22 protein-coding genes and 1 tRNA gene are annotated in these 21,154 nt (G+C 38.0%); 19 read left to right on the top strand and 4 right to left on the bottom strand.

What is annotated here, in order from left to right; translation table 11 throughout:
* Position 1: 1 nt before the first annotated feature.
* The 12 genes from M3206_RS01730 to M3206_RS01675 all read left to right on the top strand — a co-directional run bounded on the left by M3206_RS01730 (position 2) and on the right by M3206_RS01675 (position 11,408).
* A complete protein-coding gene (locus M3206_RS01730; RefSeq protein WP_251310784.1) occupies positions 2–241 on the top strand; it encodes a DUF896 domain-containing protein in 240 nt (79 codons plus the stop codon).
* A 105-nt stretch (positions 242–346) separates the two neighbouring features.
* Entirely contained in the window at positions 347–631 is a 285-nt protein-coding gene (locus M3206_RS01725; protein ID WP_251310783.1) for a HesB/YadR/YfhF family protein, read from the top strand.
* A 198-nt stretch (positions 632–829) separates the two neighbouring features.
* Positions 830–2,824, top strand: a complete 1,995-nt coding sequence (tkt, locus tag M3206_RS01720; RefSeq protein WP_251310782.1) for a transketolase — start codon at positions 830–832, stop codon at positions 2,822–2,824.
* 150 nt (positions 2,825–2,974) lie between these two features.
* Entirely contained in the window at positions 2,975–3,415 is a 441-nt protein-coding gene (gene sirA / locus M3206_RS01715; RefSeq protein ID WP_251310781.1) for a sporulation inhibitor of replication protein SirA, read from the top strand.
* 78 nt (positions 3,416–3,493) lie between these two features.
* The gene (locus M3206_RS01710) at positions 3,494–3,712 is read left to right on the top strand and encodes a YneF family protein (RefSeq protein WP_251310780.1); all 219 of its coding nucleotides are present in this window, start codon (positions 3,494–3,496) and stop codon (positions 3,710–3,712) included.
* Positions 3,713–3,790: 78 nt separating this feature from the next.
* Positions 3,791–4,834 (top strand): tRNA 2-selenouridine(34) synthase MnmH, encoded by a 1,044-nt coding sequence (gene mnmH / locus M3206_RS01705; RefSeq protein ID WP_251310779.1) that lies wholly within the window; start codon positions 3,791–3,793, stop codon positions 4,832–4,834.
* Positions 4,835–4,952: 118 nt separating this feature from the next.
* Complete coding sequence (locus M3206_RS01700; RefSeq protein ID WP_251310778.1) at positions 4,953–6,704, top strand: ABC transporter transmembrane domain-containing protein; 1,752 nt, start codon at positions 4,953–4,955, stop codon at positions 6,702–6,704.
* Entirely contained in the window at positions 6,701–8,512 is a 1,812-nt protein-coding gene (locus M3206_RS01695) for an ABC transporter ATP-binding protein (protein ID WP_425590693.1), read from the top strand. The genes M3206_RS01700 and M3206_RS01695 overlap by 4 nt, the downstream gene beginning before the upstream one ends.
* A 276-nt stretch (positions 8,513–8,788) precedes the next feature.
* Positions 8,789–9,646, top strand: coding sequence for a M15 family metallopeptidase (locus tag M3206_RS01690; protein WP_251310777.1), 858 nt, complete (start codon positions 8,789–8,791; stop codon positions 9,644–9,646).
* A gap of 104 nt (positions 9,647–9,750) precedes the next feature.
* Positions 9,751–10,461 (top strand): cytochrome c biogenesis CcdA family protein, encoded by a 711-nt coding sequence (locus M3206_RS01685; protein ID WP_251310776.1) that lies wholly within the window; start codon positions 9,751–9,753, stop codon positions 10,459–10,461.
* A gap of 24 nt (positions 10,462–10,485) precedes the next feature.
* Positions 10,486–10,941: a Na(+)/H(+) antiporter subunit B gene (locus M3206_RS01680; protein ID WP_251310775.1), complete on the top strand. Its 456-nt coding sequence runs from the start codon at positions 10,486–10,488 to the stop codon at positions 10,939–10,941.
* Between the two features lie 2 nt (positions 10,942–10,943).
* Positions 10,944–11,408: a CcdC family protein gene (locus M3206_RS01675; protein WP_251310774.1), complete on the top strand. Its 465-nt coding sequence runs from the start codon at positions 10,944–10,946 to the stop codon at positions 11,406–11,408.
* 35 nt (positions 11,409–11,443) lie between these two features.
* Here M3206_RS01675 and M3206_RS01670 read toward each other — a convergent pair whose 3' ends face one another.
* Positions 11,444–11,869, bottom strand: coding sequence for a DUF2621 domain-containing protein (locus M3206_RS01670; protein ID WP_285876653.1), 426 nt, complete (start codon positions 11,867–11,869; stop codon positions 11,444–11,446).
* A 26-nt stretch (positions 11,870–11,895) separates the two neighbouring features.
* Positions 11,896–11,992 (bottom strand) — tRNA-Sec (locus tag M3206_RS01665).
* A gap of 817 nt (positions 11,993–12,809) precedes the next feature.
* Between M3206_RS01665 and selB the strand changes: the two genes are divergently transcribed.
* The 5 genes from selB to phnC are packed head-to-tail and all read left to right on the top strand — an operon-like array spanning position 12,810 to position 18,129.
* A complete protein-coding gene (gene selB / locus M3206_RS01660; RefSeq protein ID WP_251310773.1) occupies positions 12,810–14,699 on the top strand; it encodes a selenocysteine-specific translation elongation factor in 1,890 nt (629 codons plus the stop codon).
* A 3-nt stretch (positions 14,700–14,702) separates the two neighbouring features.
* Positions 14,703–15,731 carry a glycosyltransferase family 4 protein gene (locus M3206_RS01655; RefSeq protein WP_251310772.1) on the top strand — a complete coding sequence of 343 codons (1,029 nt, stop codon included), beginning with the start codon at positions 14,703–14,705 and terminating at the stop codon, positions 15,729–15,731.
* Positions 15,728–16,615, top strand: a complete 888-nt coding sequence (gene phnD, locus M3206_RS01650; RefSeq protein WP_251310771.1) for a phosphate/phosphite/phosphonate ABC transporter substrate-binding protein — start codon at positions 15,728–15,730, stop codon at positions 16,613–16,615. The genes M3206_RS01655 and phnD overlap by 4 nt, the downstream gene beginning before the upstream one ends.
* Positions 16,616–16,624: 9 nt before the next feature.
* Complete coding sequence (gene phnE, locus M3206_RS01645; RefSeq protein WP_251310770.1) at positions 16,625–17,383, top strand: phosphonate ABC transporter, permease protein PhnE; 759 nt, start codon at positions 16,625–16,627, stop codon at positions 17,381–17,383.
* An 8-nt stretch (positions 17,384–17,391) separates the two neighbouring features.
* On the top strand, positions 17,392–18,129 hold the full coding sequence (gene phnC / locus M3206_RS01640; RefSeq protein WP_251310769.1) for a phosphonate ABC transporter ATP-binding protein: 738 nt from the start codon (positions 17,392–17,394) through the stop codon (positions 18,127–18,129).
* A 27-nt stretch (positions 18,130–18,156) separates the two neighbouring features.
* Here phnC and selD read toward each other — a convergent pair whose 3' ends face one another.
* Positions 18,157–19,212: a selenide, water dikinase SelD gene (gene selD / locus M3206_RS01635; RefSeq protein ID WP_251310768.1), complete on the bottom strand. Its 1,056-nt coding sequence runs from the start codon at positions 19,210–19,212 to the stop codon at positions 18,157–18,159.
* A gap of 92 nt (positions 19,213–19,304) precedes the next feature.
* Here selD and M3206_RS18955 point away from each other — a divergent pair, with 92 nt between their 5' ends.
* Both M3206_RS18955 and selA read left to right on the top strand, forming a co-directional pair.
* Positions 19,305–19,541: an Rdx family protein gene (locus M3206_RS18955; protein ID WP_425590692.1), complete on the top strand. Its 237-nt coding sequence runs from the start codon at positions 19,305–19,307 to the stop codon at positions 19,539–19,541.
* A 54-nt stretch (positions 19,542–19,595) separates the two neighbouring features.
* A complete protein-coding gene (gene selA / locus M3206_RS01625) occupies positions 19,596–20,978 on the top strand; it encodes an L-seryl-tRNA(Sec) selenium transferase (RefSeq protein ID WP_251310767.1) in 1,383 nt (460 codons plus the stop codon).
* 91 nt (positions 20,979–21,069) lie between these two features.
* Here selA and M3206_RS19155 read toward each other — a convergent pair.
* A partial coding sequence (locus M3206_RS19155; RefSeq protein WP_425590697.1) for an IS3 family transposase occupies positions 21,070–21,154 on the bottom strand: 85 nt, incomplete at its 5' end.

Genomic DNA, 21,154 nt, shown 5'->3' with positions numbered 1-21,154 from the left:
CATGTTATCTAAAGATAAACTGCAAAGAATAAATGAGTTGTCCCGAAAGTCAAAGCAAACAGAGCTATCAAACGCAGAACAATTGGAGCAGAAAAAACTTAGAGAAGAATATCTTCAAGCTTTTAGAAAATCTTTTGTCCAAGACCTGCATGGTGTTACCTTTGTAGATCCTAAGGGGAATGATGTAACACCTGAAAAATTAAAAAGAAGTAAAGAAAATAAAAATAACCTTAAACATTAATACTTTGTGCCTATTTGCAAATATGCAAATAGGCATTTTTTTCTGTTGCATTTATTATACATTAGTATATACTGTTATATAACAACTTTGAAAGGGGAGAATATTTTGACTTTTTCAATCACGAGTGCAGCAGCAAATCTTTATAAAGATATCGAACTAGGAGCAAAAGAAGGATTGCGTTTATTTGTAAAGTATGCAGGAAGTGGTGATTCAGGCGGCTTTTCGCTTGGTGTAACTCCTGCGGTTCCAGAGGAAAATGACTTTATCCAGGAAGTGGAGGGACTTAAATTTTTTGTCAAAGCAGAAGAAAGCTGGTTTGCAGAAAATATGAAGCTTGATTATGATGAAAAAACAGATTATTTCTCTTGTCAGATTCCTGGATTAGCTTAATATACATTTTACCGCCTGTACTATAACAAGATTTCTTGAACAAGATTTCTTGTCATAGTTTCAGGCGGTTTTTGTATGAACTTGAGAGGGTAATGGTAAAATAACATTAGTTTATGATGTGTTTACCTTGTCTAATTGGACATGAAGGTTTATTATGTAATTCAAAACCGTTTAGTACATATGAAGGGATGATTTTTTTTGTCACATAATATTGATGAATTAGCAATTAATACGATTAGAACACTATCCATTGATAGCATCGAAAAGGCGAATTCTGGCCATCCAGGAATGCCAATGGGTGCGGCGCCAATGGCGTATAGCCTTTGGACGAAATATATGAATCATAATCCATCTAATCCAGAATGGTTTAACCGTGATCGCTTTGTTCTATCGGCAGGTCATGGATCAATGCTATTGTATAGCTTGCTACATTTAAGTGGATATGGGTTAACAATTGATGACTTAAAAGAATTTAGACAATGGGGAAGTAAAACTCCTGGACACCCTGAATACGGTCATACAGTCGGCGTAGAAGCAACTACAGGTCCACTTGGACAAGGTATTGCGATGGCAGTTGGGATGGCGATGGCAGAACGTCATTTAGCTGCAAAATACAACCGTGATGGACATGAAGTAATCGATCATTATACGTATTCCATCTGTGGTGATGGAGATTTAATGGAAGGTGTATCTGCAGAGGCAGCATCTTTAGCTGGACACCTTGGTTTAGGAAGAATGATTGTACTGTATGATTCAAATGACATTTCTTTAGATGGTGATTTGCATCACTCATTCTCTGAGAGCGTAAAGCAAAGATTTGAAGCTTATGGCTGGCAAGTTCTATATGTAGAAGATGGAACGAACTTGGAGGAAATCGAAAAAGCTCTTGCAGAAGCACGTGAAGAGTTAAACAAACCGACGCTAATAGAAGTTAAAACAGTGATCGGTTACGGGTCACCGAATAAGTCTGGTAAATCTGCTTCCCATGGTGCACCACTAGGTAAAGACGAAATCTTGTTAACTAAAGAAGCTTATAAGTGGACATTTGAGAACGATTTCCATGTTCCTGACGAAGTAAGATCACATTTTGAACAGTTAAAAGCTGAAGGTCAATCGAAAGAAGAGGATTGGAACAAGCGATTTAAGGCATATGAAGAAGCTTATCCAGAATTAGCGAAAGAACTTCAACAAGCGATCAAAGGAGAAGTTCCTGAGAATTGGGATCAAGGGATGCCTGAATTTGATAAAGCAATTGCTACTCGTTCTTCTGCCGGAAAAGCGTTAAATGTCCTTGCGAAGAACGTTCCATCTATTTTTGGTGGATCTGCTGACCTAGCGGGTTCCAATAAAACACTACTAGAAGGCGAAGTAAACTTTAGCCGAAACGATTATAGTGGACGAAACATCTGGTTCGGTGTTCGTGAATTTGCGATGGGCGCAGCATTAAATGGAATGGCGCTTCACGGCGGACTTAGAGTATACGGCGGAACATTTTTCGTTTTCTCTGATTATGTTCGTCCGGCAATCCGCTTATCTGCACTGATGGGACTTCCTGTTACTTATGTCTTAACACATGACAGTGTAATGGTAGGGGAAGACGGTCCAACACATGAACCAGTTGAGCAACTTGCTTCACTACGAGCTCTCCCAAATCTCAACTTGATTCGTCCGGCTGACGGATATGAATCAAATGCGGCTTGGAAGATTGCTGTTGAAAGTAAGGATCAGCCGACTGCACTTGTTTTAAGCCGACAAGACTTGCCTATCTTGAAAAATACGAAAGAAAAAGCATATGAAGGTGTTAAACGCGGTGCATATGTCGTTTCTCCTTCAGAATCTGAGGCTGATGTTCTTCTTCTCTCTGCTGGTTCAGAGGTAAGTTTAGCTGTAGAAGCACAAGAGCTTCTAAAAAATGAAGGTATTTCTGCATCAGTTGTTTCAATGCCTTCTTGGGAAAGTTTTGATAAGCAGGATGCTGATTATAAAGAATCAGTACTTCCAAAACATATTACAAAACGCTTAGCAATCGAAATGGGTTCTTCATTAGGATGGCATAAATATGTTGGACTTGATGGAGACACATTAGCAATTGATACTTTTGGGGCTTCTGCACCTGGAGAAGTGATTAAAGAGAAATACGGTTTCACACCAGAGAACGTTGTGAAACGTGTTAAAGAATTATTGAACAAATAACAAGATTATTTAGAAAGAAGGTTTTCAAACGAAAACCTTCTTTTCTTTGTGTTTCGACAAAAAAAGTTGTTTTTCACTCTGTCCTTTAGACAAGCTTTTCTCCATTTTTTGTATATACTTTTCAGCAAGAAGTTGGAGAGGAGCTTTTCCATGAGAGAATTTTATATCTATTTAATAACGAAAGAAGTTGCTCATTCCTACTATGGAAAAGAAAATAAGCTTTTTCAATTGTTTTACGAGGAACAGCGTTCATCAGGAATTTTTAAACAGATACTAAATAAACAGATCGGATACATAACATCTTCCATGTCTGTCTCGCAGCTCGAAGAACACTTATGGCATCAATTAAAAGATAAATACGAATGGCTTTCTGAAGGGCAAACCTATACACTTTCGGCGAAGAATAGTAAGGTCAGGATCGAACTGAACGATCGTTACTTGCATTTGTACAGTATTGGAAATTTTGAGGCAGAAACAATTATATTTGAAGCTTTAAGACAATTTGAATCGTACTTCTTGGCAATGGACTACGGAGAAAGGAAATATGGATGGCTGTCTCCGTTTAAACTAAACATGATGTACGCGACTTAATTAACTTTCAAATGTTGTATGTAACCTATAACTTGTAGTAAACTAGTTCTAGACAACATGAAGGAGGAAGTTTTTACAATGAGCACTGGTATGGTAATCCTTGTGGCTGTACTTTCACTGATTGCAGGCGTTGCGATCGGATTTTTTATTGCCCGCAAGTATATGATGAGTTATTTACAAAAGAATCCACCGATTAATGAAAATATGTTGCGTGTGATGATGATGCAGATGGGTCAAAAGCCGTCACAAAAGAAAATTAACCAAATGATGCAGGCTATGAACAAGCAGATGAAGTAAATGGTACAAGCACCCTGAGTAAATCGGGTGCTTGTTTTCGTTTTTACATTGCTTATTGCGTCAAAAAAGGATGATATTATGGAAGAGTTAAGGACAATTCAGTTAAATGATATAGATTCTGATTCACATCTGCTTTTTGATGTCAGGTCTCCTAAAGAATATGACGAATATCATATCCCTGGTGCAAAATGCTTAAGTATTTTTTCAAATGATGAACGAGCGGAAATTGGAACGATTTATAAACAAAAAAGTAAAGAACAAGCTGTAGAACGCGGCCTAGAGATTGTCGCCCCAAAATTGCCGAACTTCTATAAGACCATTAAGAACGAGATGGCCAAATACCCTGAAAAGCAGGTTGTGATTTATTGTGCGAGAGGCGGAATGCGTTCAAAAAGTCTTGTGCAAACGATGTCGATGTTGGGTATAGATTGTTTACAGTTAGAAGGCGGGATCCGTTCTTACCGAAAACAAATCGAAAGAACACTCAATGAATATAGCCAGAAAGCACATGAAATCATAGTTTTAGAAGGTTATACAGGGACGATGAAAACAAAGTTCTTAGAAAAGCTCCAAGAGGAAGGTTATCCGGTCATCAATTTAGAGAAGATGGCTGGTCATAAAGGTTCTATCTTCGGAAGAATCGGAGAAGAGCCCGCTTCACAGAAAAAGTTCGAATCACGTTTGTATGAACGATTAAATGAACTCAAAAAAGCTCCTATTTTAATCATTGAATCTGAGAGTAAACGAATCGGAAGAGTGATTGTTCCAGACTTTTTGTTAGAGGGCAAATATTCTGGAACCCGTATTCATATCAACATCCCTTTTGGCATGCGAGTACAATACATTTGTGAGGTATATGATCCGCAGCTGCATAAGAAAGAGATTGAAGAAGCGGTATTGAAACTTACAAATAGAATTCCCTCATCGATCATGTCCGAGATCAAAGAGGCACTCTTAAAACAAGATTATGAAAAAGTCGTTTCTTTCTTGCTTGAAAACTATTATGATCCAAAATATGAGTATGCTGAACAAAAGTATGAAAGCCCATGTATCCATGTAAGTGGAGATTCTTTCGATTACCTGTACAACGAAATACAAGATGAAATTAATAAATTTCTTTAATGATAGATTTTAAAGACCGCTCTTAATGTGGTCTTTTTTTTATGAATTTTTTCTTTTCGAAATTTTCATATATTGGTAAACTATACTTGTTTTAGTGGCAGATATGGGGGGGGCATGTATGAAGGTTTTTATTCAGTTGATGTGGTTTTTTAAGCAAGAAAGAATCCGGTACGTAGGCGGTATCGTTATGCTTGCCTTTGTATCATTAGGGCTATTAGTACCGCCAAAAATTGTTGGTCTCGTGGTCGATCACATTAAGGAAGGTACTTTAACAGAAGATTTGTTATGGCGGTATGGAGGTTTACTGATTGCCATTGCGATAGGGATCTATGTTTTAAGGTATATATGGAGAATCTTAATATTTGGTGCTGCTGTAAAGCTTGCTATGTTGTTAAGAAATAAACTCTATGAGCACTTTACAAAAAAATCTCAGGAATTTTATCAAAAGCGGCGGGTTGGCGATCTTATGGCTCACTCAACAAATGATCTTCAAGCTATTCAGCAAACAGCAGGGGATGGTGTACTAACTCTAGTAGACTCATTGATGATGGGTGGATTTACCCTGATCGCGATGGCCACGACAATCAGTTGGAAGCTTACACTAGTCAGTCTATTGCCTTTACCTGTCATGGCCTGGGCGACGAATAAATATGGGACGATGCTTCATAAGCGATTTCATAGTGCACAGGAAGCTTTTTCATCTCTTAACGATAAAGTGCAGGAAAGTATATCTGGAACACGGGTAATAAAAGCATTCGGTCAGGAAGAAGATGATATTAAAAGTTTCAATGAATTATCAAAGGATGCTGTAAGAAAGAATATGGCGGTGGCTCGAATAGATTCGATGTTTGATCCTACCATTTCTTTGATCATCGGCTTTTCATTTTTCCTAGCAGTAAGCTATGGTTCATCGTTAGTCATTAAAGACGATCTGACAATCGGAGAACTCGTGTCGTTTACTAGTTACTTAGGGTTATTAATCTGGCCGATGCTGGCCTTTGGATGGTTGTTTAATATCGTTGAAAGAGGAAGAGCGTCCTATGACCGAATAGAATCCTTATTGGCAGTTAGAGAAGAGATTGAGGATGAAGGAACACTTGATAAGCTGCCAAAAGGAAATATTGAATTTCATCTGAAAGAATTTCGTTATCCTGGAAAAGATTCAGTATTAAAGGATGTTCATTTCACATTACAAAGCGGTCAGTCGATAGGGGTCGTCGGAAAAACAGGCAGTGGAAAAACAACTTTGTGCAGAATGCTTCTTCGGGAACATCACATCAAGAGAGGAAATGTTTTTATAGATGGGGAGGATATCTGTGATTATCGACTGCAAACTTTACGATCAGCGATTGGATATGTCCCACAAGATCACTTTCTTTTTTCAGCTACCATCGCTGAAAATATTGCTTTCGGAAAGATAGAGGCTACTTTTGCAGAAATAAAAGGAGCTGCTCAAACAGCTTCTATTCATAAGGATATCACTCAATTTAAATACGGGTACGAAACAGTTGTAGGTGAAAGAGGGGTTACGTTATCAGGCGGGCAAAAACAACGGATCTCTATCGCAAGGTCTCTCGTAATTGATCCTGAAATTCTCATCCTCGATGACTCCTTATCTGCTGTCGATGCAAAAACAGAAGAAGAGATTCTTCACAACTTAAAAGAAGAAAGGAAAGATAAAACCACAATTATTACCGCTCACAGATTGTCATCGATTGCTCATTGCGACTTAATCGTGGTTATGGATAACGGTACAATCGTCCAGCGAGGAACACATCAGTCCTTATTGTGTGAGGAAGGATGGTATAAAGAAACATATGAAAGGCAAGCTCTTGAAACACTTATTGCACAAGGAGGTGGAGGCAGATGAAAGGTGACACTAACATACAGCTGAGCGATGAGCTTAAGCATATGAATCAATGGACAGTTTTTAAACGCCTGATGTCCTATACAAACATACACAAGAAACGCCTGTTGATTGCTTTTCTTCTCCTTTTGGTTGCAACGGCATCGGAACTGACTGCACCAATACTAGTCAAAACATTTATTGATGATTATTTAACACCTCGGAACTTTGAACAAAAAGCTCTCGTTATCCTAGGGTGTGGCTATATTGCATTAATCGTAATGTCTGCAATCGTGAACTATATTCAATTTGTTTTGTTTCAATCCGTCGCTTTAGATATTATTCAAACGTTAAGGGTTCAGGTTTTCTCAAAAGTTCATTCTTTAGGTTTGAAATTCTTTGACCGCACTCCAGTCGGAAGTTTAGTGTCGCGAATTACGAACGATACGGAGGCTGTTAAAGATCTTTATGTGAGTGTCCTGTCCACTTTTGTACAAAACATTGTTTACCTATTTGGGATTTTTGGGTTTATGTTTTATCTTAACGTCAAACTTGCTCTTTTTTGTTTAGGGATATTACCTTTTATTATTTGCATCATGTGGCTTTACAGAAAATATAGCTCAAGATCTTTTTATGAAATGCGAGAAAAGCTTAGTCAGTTGAATGCTAAATTGAACGAATCGCTTCAAGGTATGGCAATCATTCAAGTATTTAATCAACAAAAACGGCTAAGAAAAGAATTTGCTCAAGTAAACAATGAACACAACGATGCCCAGATGAGAAATATAAAATATAATGGGTTACTTCTAAGACCTGCTGTAGATCTTATTTATATGTTTGCTCTTCTATTGATCCTATCGTTTTTCGGCATAAAGTCATTTCATTCACCTGTTGAGATTGGTGTTATTTATGCTTTCATAAACTATTTAGATCGTTTTTTTGAACCTGTAAACATGATGATGATGCGACTGTCGATTTTCCAACAAGCGGTTGTTTCAGCGGGTAGAGTGTTTACCATTATGGATGAAACAGAACTGGCTCCCGTTAAAAAGAACGCTGACCATGTAAATCATGTGATCGAAAATGGAAAAATAGAATTTAGGAATGTGTCATTTTCATATGATGGTGAACAAGAAGTGCTTAAGAATATTTCATTCACCGCCAATCCAGGAGAGACGGTGGCTTTAGTCGGTCATACCGGCAGTGGCAAGAGCTCGATCATAAACTTGCTGATGCGTTTTTATGAAATAGAAAAAGGGGAGATCCTAATTGATGATGTCCCATTGTCACATTACGAAAATGGGGAGCTCAGGAAGAAAGTAGGGCTTGTCCTTCAGGATCCATTTTTATTTGTAGGGGACATCGCTCAAAATATTCGGTTATATAATAAAGCGATCACAGATGAAGATATTAAGGAAGCGGCACGGTTTGTTCAAGCTTCAAGCTTTATTGAAAAACTGCCGCAAGAATATCGTACAATGCTAGGTGAAAGAGGAGCTGCATTTTCAAGCGGACAAAGACAGCTGATTTCATTTGCGAGAACCATGGCATTTTCTCCGAGAATTTTGATACTAGATGAAGCAACTGCTAACATAGATACGGAGACAGAAGAAGAGATCCAGTTGGCCCTTCATAAAATGAGAAACGGAAGAACAACAATTGCCATCGCGCATCGTTTATCCACAATTCAGGATGCAGAGTTAATCTTAGTTCTTCATAAAGGTGAAATAGTTGAAAGAGGAACACATCAAGAGCTACTGAAGAAGCGAGGATTATACCACAAGATGTTTTTGCTGCAGCATGGAACAGATACAGTAGATGAAGTTAGTTAAAGGGCTAAACCAAAGGTAAATTTTACTTTTGGTTTAGTCCTCTATTTTTATCAGTTCAATCATTTGGTTGTTAGGATTAATTTTGTTATTTTTAAAATGGGTGGTAATCAATAGAAGTTGTTTGTATAATCTGCCGAACTGATAAGGTTGAACATCCTATTAATTAACTAATATTTTTCGAATATATGAACTTCTTTATTAGGTTATTGACTTATTTGTAAATTATCCTATGATAAGATAGCATACAAACAAACTGAACTAAAGGATGAGAGTGCTTTGAAGAATTATGTATTAACATCAGTGCTTGTCGGAAGCGTGTTAGTCCTCTCTGCTTGTAAACCTGTAGACTGGGCTGAGCAAAAATGGAACTCAGCATTTAACCAATCAAAAGATGAAAAAGTTGAAGAGAAAAACGATCATAAGCAACATCATGCTGAACAAAACGATCAAAACGAAGAAAAACCAACTCAAACCGATGAAGAAAAAGAACAAACCCAACAAAAAGATCTTCCTTGGCTCAATGATACGGTAACGGTTTCGGGAGATGGGAAAGCAGTTGTTCAAAACTTAAATGACATGCTCATCGTAGCAAATAAGGAACGAAATCTCCCGGCGGACTATGAACCAGTAGATCTAGTCATTCCTAACGTACCATTTCCTTTTAAAGAGGATCTTCCTAAAAAGAAATTAAGAAAAGAAGCTGCAGCTTCTATAGAACTTCTATTTAAAGGAGCTGAAGAGCAAGGTTTACAACTTCTTGCTCAATCAGGTTATCGCTCTTACGATACCCAAGTTTCAATCTTTGCTTATAATGCGCAACAATATGGTGAGGAGAAAGCCAATCAAACGAGTGCCCAACCTGGACAAAGTGAACACCAGACCGGTCTTTCGCTTGATGTAACATCACCTGAAGTAAACTATGATCTCGTTGAAAAATTTGGTGAAACAAAAGAAGGAAAGTGGCTTGCGGAAAATGCTTATCAATATGGATTCATCATCCGATACCCTAAAGGTAAAGAAGATGTAACAGGATATAAGTATGAGCCATGGCATCTAAGGTATGTGGGAAAAGAACATGCTAAGGAAATACATGATCGCGGGGTCACGTTAGAAGAATATTTGAAAAAGCCATAATTATATGAGAAGACAGCCTGTTTAATGGCTGTCTTTCTTAATGATTGAACTAATTGTCTATTTTCTTTAAGATAGAGAGAGAATGTATAAAGGAGCTTCTTTCAATGACCGATCTAAATATTTGGCTCGCTTTCGGCGCTGGACTGCTTTCTTTTATTTCACCATGCTGCTTGCCGTTATATCCAGCGTTCTTATCTTATATAACTGGAATATCGGTTCAGGAATTAAAAGAAGAACAGGCGATGCTCAGAAAGAGAGCGCTACTACATACCACCTTTTTCTTATTAGGGTTTTCCGTTATTTTTATTGTATTGGGTTTGTCTACAACAATTATCGGAGAAATTTTTGTTGAGTACCAATCCTTATTAAGGCAGATCGGAGCTATTATCATTGTCTTTTTTGGTTTAGTGGTCATAGGTGTTGTTTCACCTGAATTTTTAATGAAAGATAAAAAGATGAAATTTCAATCCAGACCAACTGGTTATTTTGGTTCTGTTCTTATCGGGATCGGTTTTGCTGCTGGCTGGACACCATGTATGGGGCCAATCCTTGCAGGAGTTATTGCACTCGGAGTATCCAATCCAGCTGCATCGTTAACCTATATGATTGCTTATGTATTAGGATTTGCTGTTCCATTTTTTGTTTTAAGTTTCTTTTTGGATAAGCTAAAAGTAATAAAAAAATTTAATCGTCAGTTTATGAAAGTTGGCGGAAGCCTAATGGTCATCATGGGTATACTACTTTATTTTAATTGGATGACTCAATTGACTTCATTTTTAATCAACCGTGTTTTTGGTGGATTCCAAGGCTTTTAAGGATATAGGAAGGGGAATTGCAACATGTCATCACGCTCAAATGATCTTATTTTAAAAACAACAACAACGATCATTGTATTCGTTATTTTAGCCTTTTCTGTAAACATGTTATTTGCAGGTCATAATGCACCTGGAGGGGGTTTTATAGGGGGATTGATGGGAGCGGGAGCGTTATTGCTTCTTTATATCTCCTATGGTCTGAAGCCAGTGGATAGAATTTTGCCGATCAATTTTACATACATGATAGCATCAGGTTTATTGATTGCCATATTAACCGGAGCGGGTTCTTTTGTTCTGAACGTTCCGTTTTTAAGTCATTCTTTTGGTTATTTTTATCTCCCCTTGTTAGGGAAAACAGAACTAGCTACGGCGATGTTGTTTGATCTTGGCGTTTACCTAACGGTTATTGGAGTAACGATGACGATCATCCTTTCCATTGCGGAAGACAAGGTTGAAAACGTTGAAGAGGAAGGTAACTGATCGTGTTCTTAATAGCTAGTACTTGTTTCGCCATCATCATGGGAATTATTATTTTTAACTTTAGAATGAGGGAAACGAGAGAACCTGTAACATCTAAAAAGATTATTATCCCACCAATTGCGATGAGCACAGGCTTTCTCCAATTTGTATTTCCTGCTTTCCATGTCACTTGGACCGAAGCAGGGGAGGCCTTTTTAGTCGGAATGATGTTTTCGATCTTTCTGATCATGACAAGTAAGTTTGAAATTAGGGGAGATCAAGTATACCTTGTTCGCTCAAAAGCTTTCATCTTCATCATCATCGGATTGTTTGCCATTCGCTTAGCGTTAAAATGGTATATCGGGGCTTCGGTTTCACTTTTTGAAACAAGTTCATTATTTTTCATCGTAGCCTTTGGTATGATCTTACCTTGGCGGTTAGCCATGTTATTTTTATTTAAGAAAAAGCAGAACGAGATTGCTTTATAGAAAAACCCCTGAACCTAAATTGGGTTCAGGGGTTTTTATGCGAGCAGTGATTGATAGGGTTTTATATCAATATTTTTCTTTTCCAGTGTTTTAATCAGCCATTTATGATCCCGTTTTGGCGTAGCGATGATATAGCCTCGTATGATTAAATCCTCTGTCATTGAATCTGCTTTTTCAGCTAAGGCGAGCTCACCGATCTTGCCTGCAATTTTTTCTTTTGCAACATCACGGAAAAGTTCAGGAACTGGAGCTACGAGTTCATTTAATAACTTTTTTTGTTCATCATTCCACAAGTGGATTGTCTCTTTAATATAATACTCCTGCCAATCCAAGATGGATTTACCATCTTCTTTTGGAAGGCGTTTTAAGAACTTCCGGAACATGAAATAACCACCAATGGCAAACATCGTAAACAAAAAAATGGACCAGAAAACGATAAAGGTGATGAACCATCCAGACAATGCATCCACCTCTTATGTATTTTATTTGGCGGGACCATGTGGGAATCGAACCCACCGGAGACGGCACGCGCCTCCCAAAAGGTTTTGAAGACCTAGGCAAGCACCAGCTACACATCTGGCCCCAAGGAAATGAATGAGAATAATTGAGAGATTCATTTATTACAAAGACTAGTATAGACTATTGAAATTTAAAATCCAAGTACATTGTTCTTCCTCTATGCGAGATTAAGGGTAGGGGAGGGGAGTCAGGACCAAATTAAGACTTCCAGTGTCTTTATTAATGATAGACCATCAAATTTTATCTTGTAAAGATCGATCTACATATTCGAAGAATGCACCCATTAGATGAGGTGATTTTCTTCAAAATAGGTGGTTAATTCACAAAAAATGATACAACAAAAAGTACAAGGGTTAATACCATTAATTCTATCGCAGGTACTATAATGCCTCTACCTGCAAATCTTTTATTCTCAAATACGTAATGAATAAGTACGATTACCACAGCTAACGATAGGCTTTCTATAAAAGTCAAAGAATCACCACTTTGCTATTGTTTGTATTTATACTTACTTTCTATCATACAAAGATTTTTGCTTTAATGATAGATACACTAAGATTTCTTTAGTGGATTGAAAGTATGCTCAAATAGATGCACTAATACAGGACGTGAACCTTGACTATAACAGTTCAACCAATATAACAGATGAAAATGAGCACTATAACAGCAACGCCTGTGGACAACTGTGAATAACTTGAGTTGTGGATAAACTGTGTGTATCCATAGGTGAATATTTATACAATTATGCATAAGGGGTTTGGGAAATAATTTTGTTTGACCAATGGTAAATGGTAGTATGATTAGATACCAAGGTATAAATCTTGTGTTTTTGTATTTCTTTTCATAAAGTGTAAAAGAGTATGAATATAGGTGGTTTTATCGATGACAATAAACTATTATACAATCGGTATGGCAGGTCATATCGATCATGGAAAGACAACCTTAACAAAAGCACTAAGTGGTGTGGATACAGATACTTTGAAGGAAGAGAAGTCACGCAAGATCACAATAGAACCAGGTTTTGCCCCGTTTCCTTTAACGGATAGCATCCATACATCAATCGTAGATGTACCCGGTCACGAAAAATTAATCCGTCAAATGATTGCGGGAGTTGCTGGGATCGATCTTGTTTTGTTGGTGATAGCGGGCGATGAGGGTGTCATGCCCCAAACAAGAGAACACTTTGAGATTCTTTCCTTTCTTGAAATTCAAAATGGAATCATTGTTGTTACGAAGTCTGATCTGGTTGATGATGATATGAAGTATCTTATTGAAGATGACATTTCTGAGCTGATCAAGGATTCTGTCTTTCAATCTTTTAACATTCATTTTGTTGATAGTGTATCCATGAATGGTATTGATGATCTAAAAAAAGCAATTGCTGCACATCTGGCAAATACAAACACAAGAACCTCATCTGGACCGTTTCGTCTGCCAATTGATCATATCTTTACAGTAAAAGGTCAAGGTACGGTTATTAGGGGAACCGTATACGAAGGTGAAGTTCATGAAGGTGATGAACTAGATATTCAGCCTGCCGGCGAAAAAGTGAAAGTGAGAAAACTGCAAGTTCACAAACAAAATGTTCAAAGTGCTATGGCTGGTCAGAGAGCTGCTATCAATCTTTCAGGAGGATCAAAGAACGATTTGAGGAGAGGCCATGTTTTACTAACCCCAGGGGTTTTTTCAGTCACTGAAACAGTGGACCTTGTATTAAACACGAGTAAAGAATGGACAAGCAAGTTAAAGCAGCGAACACAGATCAAGTTTTACACGGGAACCGCTGAAGTCATGGGGAAGCTTATATTATTTGATCGAAATGAACTAGAACACACTCCAGATCAAATTTTTTGTCAAGTGCGCTTGAACGAACCAATCGTTACTAAACGAGGCGACCGTTTTATCATCCGACGTCCATCTCCAGAAGAAACTATCGGAGGTGGAGCAGTGATCGATCCAAACGGAACAACTTATAAATTTGGACAAGATACCGTTCGAATGCTTCAGGAAAAGTTTGAAGGGACACCCGAAGAAAGAGTCTTACATACCCTTCAGAAGAATGGATCTTTGACACTTGAAGAATTAGTGAAGCTTACGGATATCGAAGAGAATTCATTAAATAAGATTATGCAAGAACTAGTTGATCAGCATTCAATTGTATGTTTGCAAGGATATTATATAGATAAAGTAACAATTGAACGATCAGAGACCGAAATTATTCAAAAGTTAAAAGCGTTTCATGATGACTACCCTTTAAGGCAAGGTATTCCGTTGGCTGAGGTTGTACAATCTTTAAAAGGCGGACTTCACCAAAAAGTAAGAAGGACGTTAATTGATAAATTGATTCAAACTTCTTCTATTAAAATAACTGATCAATTTCTTCACCTGCCTGCATTCGAATCACATTATCCGACGAAGTGGGAAAAACGCATGTCTCAAGTTGTAAAGAATCTGGAAGAGAAGAAACTTGAACCAGATGATCTATTTTCCATCTATCAAGAACAGCAATTACCGGAAGACCTTTTCTCAGATTTTAAGTATTTTTTGATTAATCAAGATAAAGCACTTGTTCTTTCTGACGATGTTTTAATTGGGAAGAACTCATTCGATTCGGCAGTTGAACTGTTAAAAAGTAAGAAAGAACAGAGTTTTACTGTACAAGAAGCAAAAAGCGTTCTTCATACTTCGAGAAAGTTTTTGATTCCGATTTTAGAATGTATGGATGCGAAAGGGTATACTGAGAGAGATGCTAATTTAAGGAAATGGGTGTAAGTATTGAAGGAACGTGCATTACGAGTCATGTTTTTTACTCCGTATTATCATCAAAATCGCGGGAATTCGACAACAGCAAGAAGAATCCAATACGGCCTGCAACAAGTAGATGTTTCTGTCTATATTTATGCGTACGAAGAAGAACCTTTTACACAAGAGATTCGTGAAAAGATGGAACAGGCAGATGTTTTTCATATCTTACAGTTTGCCCGTTTTTTAAGATGGGCTCAAAAACAACAGATCGCATTGAATAAACCGTACCTCATTACTTCAGGTGGAACAGATGTTAACCATTCGTTAAAAGAAGATGAAAAAAGGTATACTCCGCTCCTGCATAACGCAAAAGCAATAACCGTATTTACGGATAAGGCAAAAGAAGCACTCATAAATGATCACGGATTTTTAGATAAGGACGTTTATATCATTCCGCAAAGCGTTTACTTACCTGACCATAAGGGTGATAGGAAGGTAAAGTTGCCTAAAGGTTTACCAAAAATTTTATTGCCCGCTGGTCTGCGGAGTGTAAAAGATGTGCTCAATGCCGTACCTGTTTTAGAAAAATTAAAAGCTGAATATCCGCAGGTAGTGTTTTTGATCATAGGTGCAAATCTGGATGAAACGGTATTTGAAGAAGTAAGAGGTGCTTGTAAGAAATATGAGTGGCTTCATTATTTGCCTGAAGTTGATTTGTCTATGATGAAAGTAGTTTATCAGTGGGCGGATATTGTGATAAATACCTCTATTTCAGAAGGGCAGCCGACTTCTTTATTGGAAGCTATGAGTGTACATAGACCTGTTATCGCGAGAGATAACACGGGGAATACGAGTATTGTAAAAGATAAAGTGAATGGTCTTGTGTATCGTGATAGCAATGAATTATATGATTCTATATTAAAACTGTTATCAGATCCGATTTTTGTACAAAAAGTGATCCGGAACGGGTATCAGACTGTAAAAGAGAACCACAATATAAAAAAGGAAATCCAATCATACGTCACTTTGTATGAAAAGATAAAGGAGAGAAACGAATGAAAAAAATAGGATTATTGTTTGTAATACTAGCATTATTACTAGCAGCATGCGGTAAAAAGGAAGAAAAAAAGGACGCTGGCAAGAAGGATAATGTGTTTACAATAGGAGTTGTTCCTGCTCAAACAGAAGGTGAGATGAAGGGCGCGCTAGATAAACTTCAAAGTATCTTGAGTGAAAAAATGGACAGGGAAGTAAAAATCACCTCTTACCCTGATTACAATGGGGTAGTAGAAGCAATGAACTATGACAAGATCGATATGGCGTATTTCGGACCTCTTACTTATGTTGTTGCACAAGAGAAAAGCGGTGCTAAAGCAATCGTGACACAACTGATTAAAGGAGAACCTTATTATTATGCATATTTAATTACGCATAAAGACAGCAAGTATGAGAGTATTGACGATATGATAAAAGATGCCAAGAATGTGAGATTTGCTTTTGGTGATCCTTCTTCAACATCAGGTTCCTTGATACCAGGAATCAAATTGAAGGATGAAGGTGTCTATAAGAGTGAAGCTGATAATGAATTTAAAAACGTGAGGTTCACTGGTTCACATGATGCTACTGCACTTGCTGTTCAAAATAAACAAGTTGATGTTGGTGCGATTGATAGTGCCATTTATGACAAGCTTGTTGAAGAAGGAACAGTGGATGGCAAACAGTTTAAAGTGATCTGGAAGTCTGAAAAACTGTTTCAATATCCTTGGGCAGTTTCAAAAAATACAGATAAAGAGACCATTAAAGAGCTGCAAGATATTTTCTTAGATATCAAAGACAAAGAAATCCTTGATGCATTTGGAGCTACCGGATTTACGAAAGCGGAGAACAAAGATTATGAAAGTATCCGTAAGGCAGCTATAAAAGAAGGTATGATTAAAGAATAGAGGGGAACAATGGTTTGGTTTAAAAAGAGACAGTTCATTGTCTATCTCATCATTGGTATTCTTGCAGGTTTTTGTATGAGATTGACAGAGTTCGACCTTTCTAAATTTCAAGACTTTAAAAACATGGGAGACTTTTTATCAAAATGGTTTCCCATGAACTTAGAAAGTCTTCCGTACTTATTTCAAGAAAGTCTTTTAACGATTGCAATCGCATTTTTAGGGAGTTTGTTCGGTTTAATTATCGGACTTCCGTTGAGTTTTCTAGCAGCACGAAATACGAGCGGCCATCGTTTGGTCTTCACCACAACTAGGTTTTATCTTAGTTTTTTGCGATCGGTCCCTGAATTTGTTTTTGGTTTAATATTATTAACTACGTTAGGGCTCGGCCCATTTCCGGCAGTAATTGCAATTGTTCTGCATAATATAGGGGTGCTAGGTAAACTCATCTCAGAATTGATTGAAGCATCTGATAAAGGTCCGATGGAAGCCATGTCTGCCGTAGGAGCTAATCGTTGGATCGGAAATCTCTTCGCCATCCTGCCGCAAATTTGGCCAAATGTATTGTCTCAATATTTTTACCGATTTGAAGTCGCGATCAGGACTTCCCTCATATTAGGGATGATTGGCGGCGGCGGAATCGGGCAGCAGCTATTTATTCATTTTAAGACATTCCAATATCAGCTAGTGTCTGTAGATGTTCTATTAATTATGATCATGGTGATTCTTGTAGATTACATTGGCGGAAAAATACGGGAAAAGGTAATTTAGGTGGTAAGATGATCAAATTTGAAAATGTGTCAGTTTTATATCCTGGTGCCTCAGAACCAGCTTTGAAGGATTTGAACATCGCGTTTAATAAAGGCGAATTTGTTTGTGTACTCGGAAAGAGTGGTGCAGGGAAATCTACCTTTATTCGTTGCATAAATGGACTCCAGCCGGTAACAGAAGGCACCATAAAATGGGGCGATAAATCGCTCACTGAAATGTCCCCTAAGGAGAATTTAGAAGTTCGACGTAAAACAGGGATGATTTTTCAGCATTTTAACTTGATCCCTAGGATGAGTGTTGTTCAAAACATTCTAACCGGATTATTCGGCTATAAGAAATCCTATGAAAATTTGCTTGGGTTATTTAATTCAAGTGAAAGGATGTCTGCTATAGAGGCGATCAATCAAGTGGAACTTACAGTCGAACCGACCAGGAGAGTAGAGAATCTGAGCGGGGGACAAAAGCAAAGGGTTGCAATAGCTAGAGCCCTCATCCAAAATCCAAAAGTATTTCTAGGTGATGAACCTGTTGCAAGTTTAGATCCAGGTACGGCTGAAAGGATTTTCCATCTCTTAAAAGATACGCATGAAAAACGTAATTTGGTGTCTATCATCAACGTTCATGATGTGGGTCTCGCAAAAAAGTTCGCCACCCGAATCATCGCTTTAAAAAAGGGAAGACTCATTTTTGATGGCTCCCCAGAAAATTTCGACGAAAAAGCTTTTGCTCAAACCTATAACTACTAAAAAAACTCCGGAAAACCCGGAGTTTTTTTAGTTTGCAATAATTGGTTTTTCTTTTCGTTCTGAAACTTTGCCAACAATACGTGCAAACTTTTTTCCTTCAGCATGAAGGCGTTTGATATATTCATCTGCTTCATTTTCTGGGAGACTTACTAGTAACCCTCCGGAAGTTACGGCATCACATAAAATATGCTGCTGCCAAATCTCAAGATGATCACCATACAGTACGTCTTCTTGTATCCAGCGATGGTTTGCTTTTGATCCACCAGGAACTACACCTTCGCGAGCCAGTTCTATTGTGCCAGGAAGGATTGGAACGTCCTCAAAATTAACTTGAATGGTAATATCTTCAGTACCTTTTGCTATTTCTGTTGCATGTCCGAGCAGGCCGAATCCGGTAACATCAGTAACAGCGTTAGGGGAGAGACCTTCTAAACACTCTGCAGCTGTTTTATTTAGTTCTGCCATCGTTTCGGTTACAAGATCAAGTTGTTCGGATGTTAGCTTGTCCTTCTTAATGGCGGTAGTTTGAATCCCGACACCGATTGGTTTAGTAAGAACGAGTGCGTCCCCAGGTCGTGCACCAATATTTTTGAACACTCTTGAAGGGTGAACAAGCCCAGTTACAGATAAACCGAATTTCGGTTCAGCATCGTCAATGGAATGCCCTCCTACAAGAACCGCGCCAGATTCCTTTACTTTATCAGAAGCACCTTTAAGAATTTCTGCCAATACATCATGACCTAATACTCCAATCGGAAAACCAACGATATTCATGACGGTAGTAGGACGTCCGCCCATTGCATAGACATCGCTTAATGAATTTGCAGCAGCAATCTGGCCGAACATATATGGATCATCAACGATCGGAGTAAAGAAATCAACTGTCTGAATCATAGCGAGTTCGTCCGTTAGTTTATAGACTCCAGCATCATCAGATGTATCAAGCCCCACTAATAGGTTAGGGTCATATTCTCTTTCTGGTAAGTGACGCAAAACTTGCGCCAGGTCTTCAGGACCAATTTTGCAGCCTCAACCACCTTTTGATGAAAGATGAGTAAGTTTTATTTTATCATTACTTGTCATAGGTTTAACGCACCTCCTAAAGGTAGTATAAACAATTTTTTTGTTTATTGGCTAAGGATATACTAAAATAGTGTTAAAAAGGAGGATGAATGATGAAAATTAGTATTGAATTCTGCATGATGTGAAACTTTGCACCAAAAGCCGCGAGTCTCGCGGAAGACCTTTTCAGCCATTTCCGCTCAACAATACCTTCCCTGGAACTTATACCAAGTTCAGGCGGGGTCTTCGAAGTATCGGTTAATGGCAAAAATATTTATTCGAAAAAAGAAACTGGCGAGTTCCCAGATCATGAATTTATCATTCAAGAACTTGAAAAATTAAAAGCTTAAATGGAAATTCCTCCTTTAAGGATATCTATTTAAGCCTTTTAGGAGGAGTTTCATTTGCACAAGTCTGACCTTTTAAGGCAATTGCCTTCAGTTCATGAAATAACGAAAGAAATCAGTATTGAAGTGAATGGTATCAATGAGAAGGAAATAACACGTACTGTTCGAGATACGGTCGCGCTTTGGCGAACTCGTATTCAACATGATTTACATGCCGTTGACTTGAACACTGATATCCATGAACTCATAAAACAAACCGTAATAAAAAAATTAGGCAGTCATAATAATCAGATCCACAAAGTCATCAACGCGAGCGGTGTCGTCATACATACGAACCTGGGAAGATCCAGGCTAAGTGAGAAGGCAGTTGCAAGAATGACCGAAACCGCTTTTATGTATTCAAATCTGGAGTATAACCTTGAACAAGGAAAGAGAGGGTCAAGACACGACCTGACAGAAGACTTAATCAAACGAACCACTGGTGCCGAAGCTGCTCTCGTTGTAAATAATAATGCTGCAGCAGTTTATCTCATCTTAAAGGCTCTAGCAAAAAACAGGGAAGTTATTGTTTCCCGAGGTGAACTTGTTGAGATCGGAGGTTCCTTCCGTGTTTCATCGATCATGGAAGAGAGCGGAGCACGGTTAAAAGAGGTAGGTACAACAAATAAAACGCATTATGCTGACTATGAAAACGCGATGTCTGATAATACAGCGATGGTTATGAAAGTACATACGAGCAACTTTAAAGTGATTGGATTCACAAAAAGTGTTTCTTCTGAAGAATTAAGGAAACTTAAAAAAAATTCACCAGAAGTTATTATTTATGAAGATTTAGGGAGTGGGGCACTTTATCCATTTCAATCACATGGAATAGGTGAAGAGCCAGTGGTTTCTTCGATAATCGATCAAGGGATTGATTTAGTTTCATTTAGCGGAGATAAACTGTTAGGTGGGCCGCAGGCAGGTATCATCGCTGGTAAAAAGAAATATATCGATATTTTAAAGAAACATCAGCTCGCTCGTGTCCTTCGTGTCGATAAATTTACGATCGCGGCATTGAATGAAACCTTGAATGCCTATCTTAATGAAGAAATTTTATCTATTCCGACAGTTAGGGATATTTTAAAAACACCTTATGAGATTAAGATGAGAACCCGTAGGATAAAAGATCAAATTATTCCGCGCCCTAATCTGGAGATTAGTATTACAGATGACTTTTCAAAAGTGGGCGGTGGCACAATGCCCGAAGTTAGACTCCCAACTTCCTGTTTGGTTTTAAAACATGATAATGGCGCGTCTTATTTGGCTAACCTTTTACGCGATAACCATATACCGATCATTGTACGGATAAAGGATGAAGAAGTACGTCTTGATCTCAGGACAGTTACTGAGGAAGAAGAAGTTATAATCGTTGAAGCGATCAATGCATTAGATGGATAACGTATGTAAGGTGATAACCGCTATATCCAAAAAAGATGGGTTTGTCCATTGAACTGTTCCCTTTAAATTAGACAGTTTATAAAAAGTCCATTTAAGCAGCTATTAGATGACCTCGGAATTGTTCCGGGGTCATTCTGCTTAATGTCCATTGATATCTTTCTGTATTGTAAAATTCT

It is taken from the genome of Fictibacillus phosphorivorans, from assembly GCF_023715845.1.
Lineage (GTDB): Bacteria > Bacillota > Bacilli > Bacillales > Fictibacillaceae > Fictibacillus > Fictibacillus phosphorivorans_D.
Note: the sequence above shows the minus strand (reverse complement) of the source record. Positions and strands in the feature narration are given on the sequence as shown.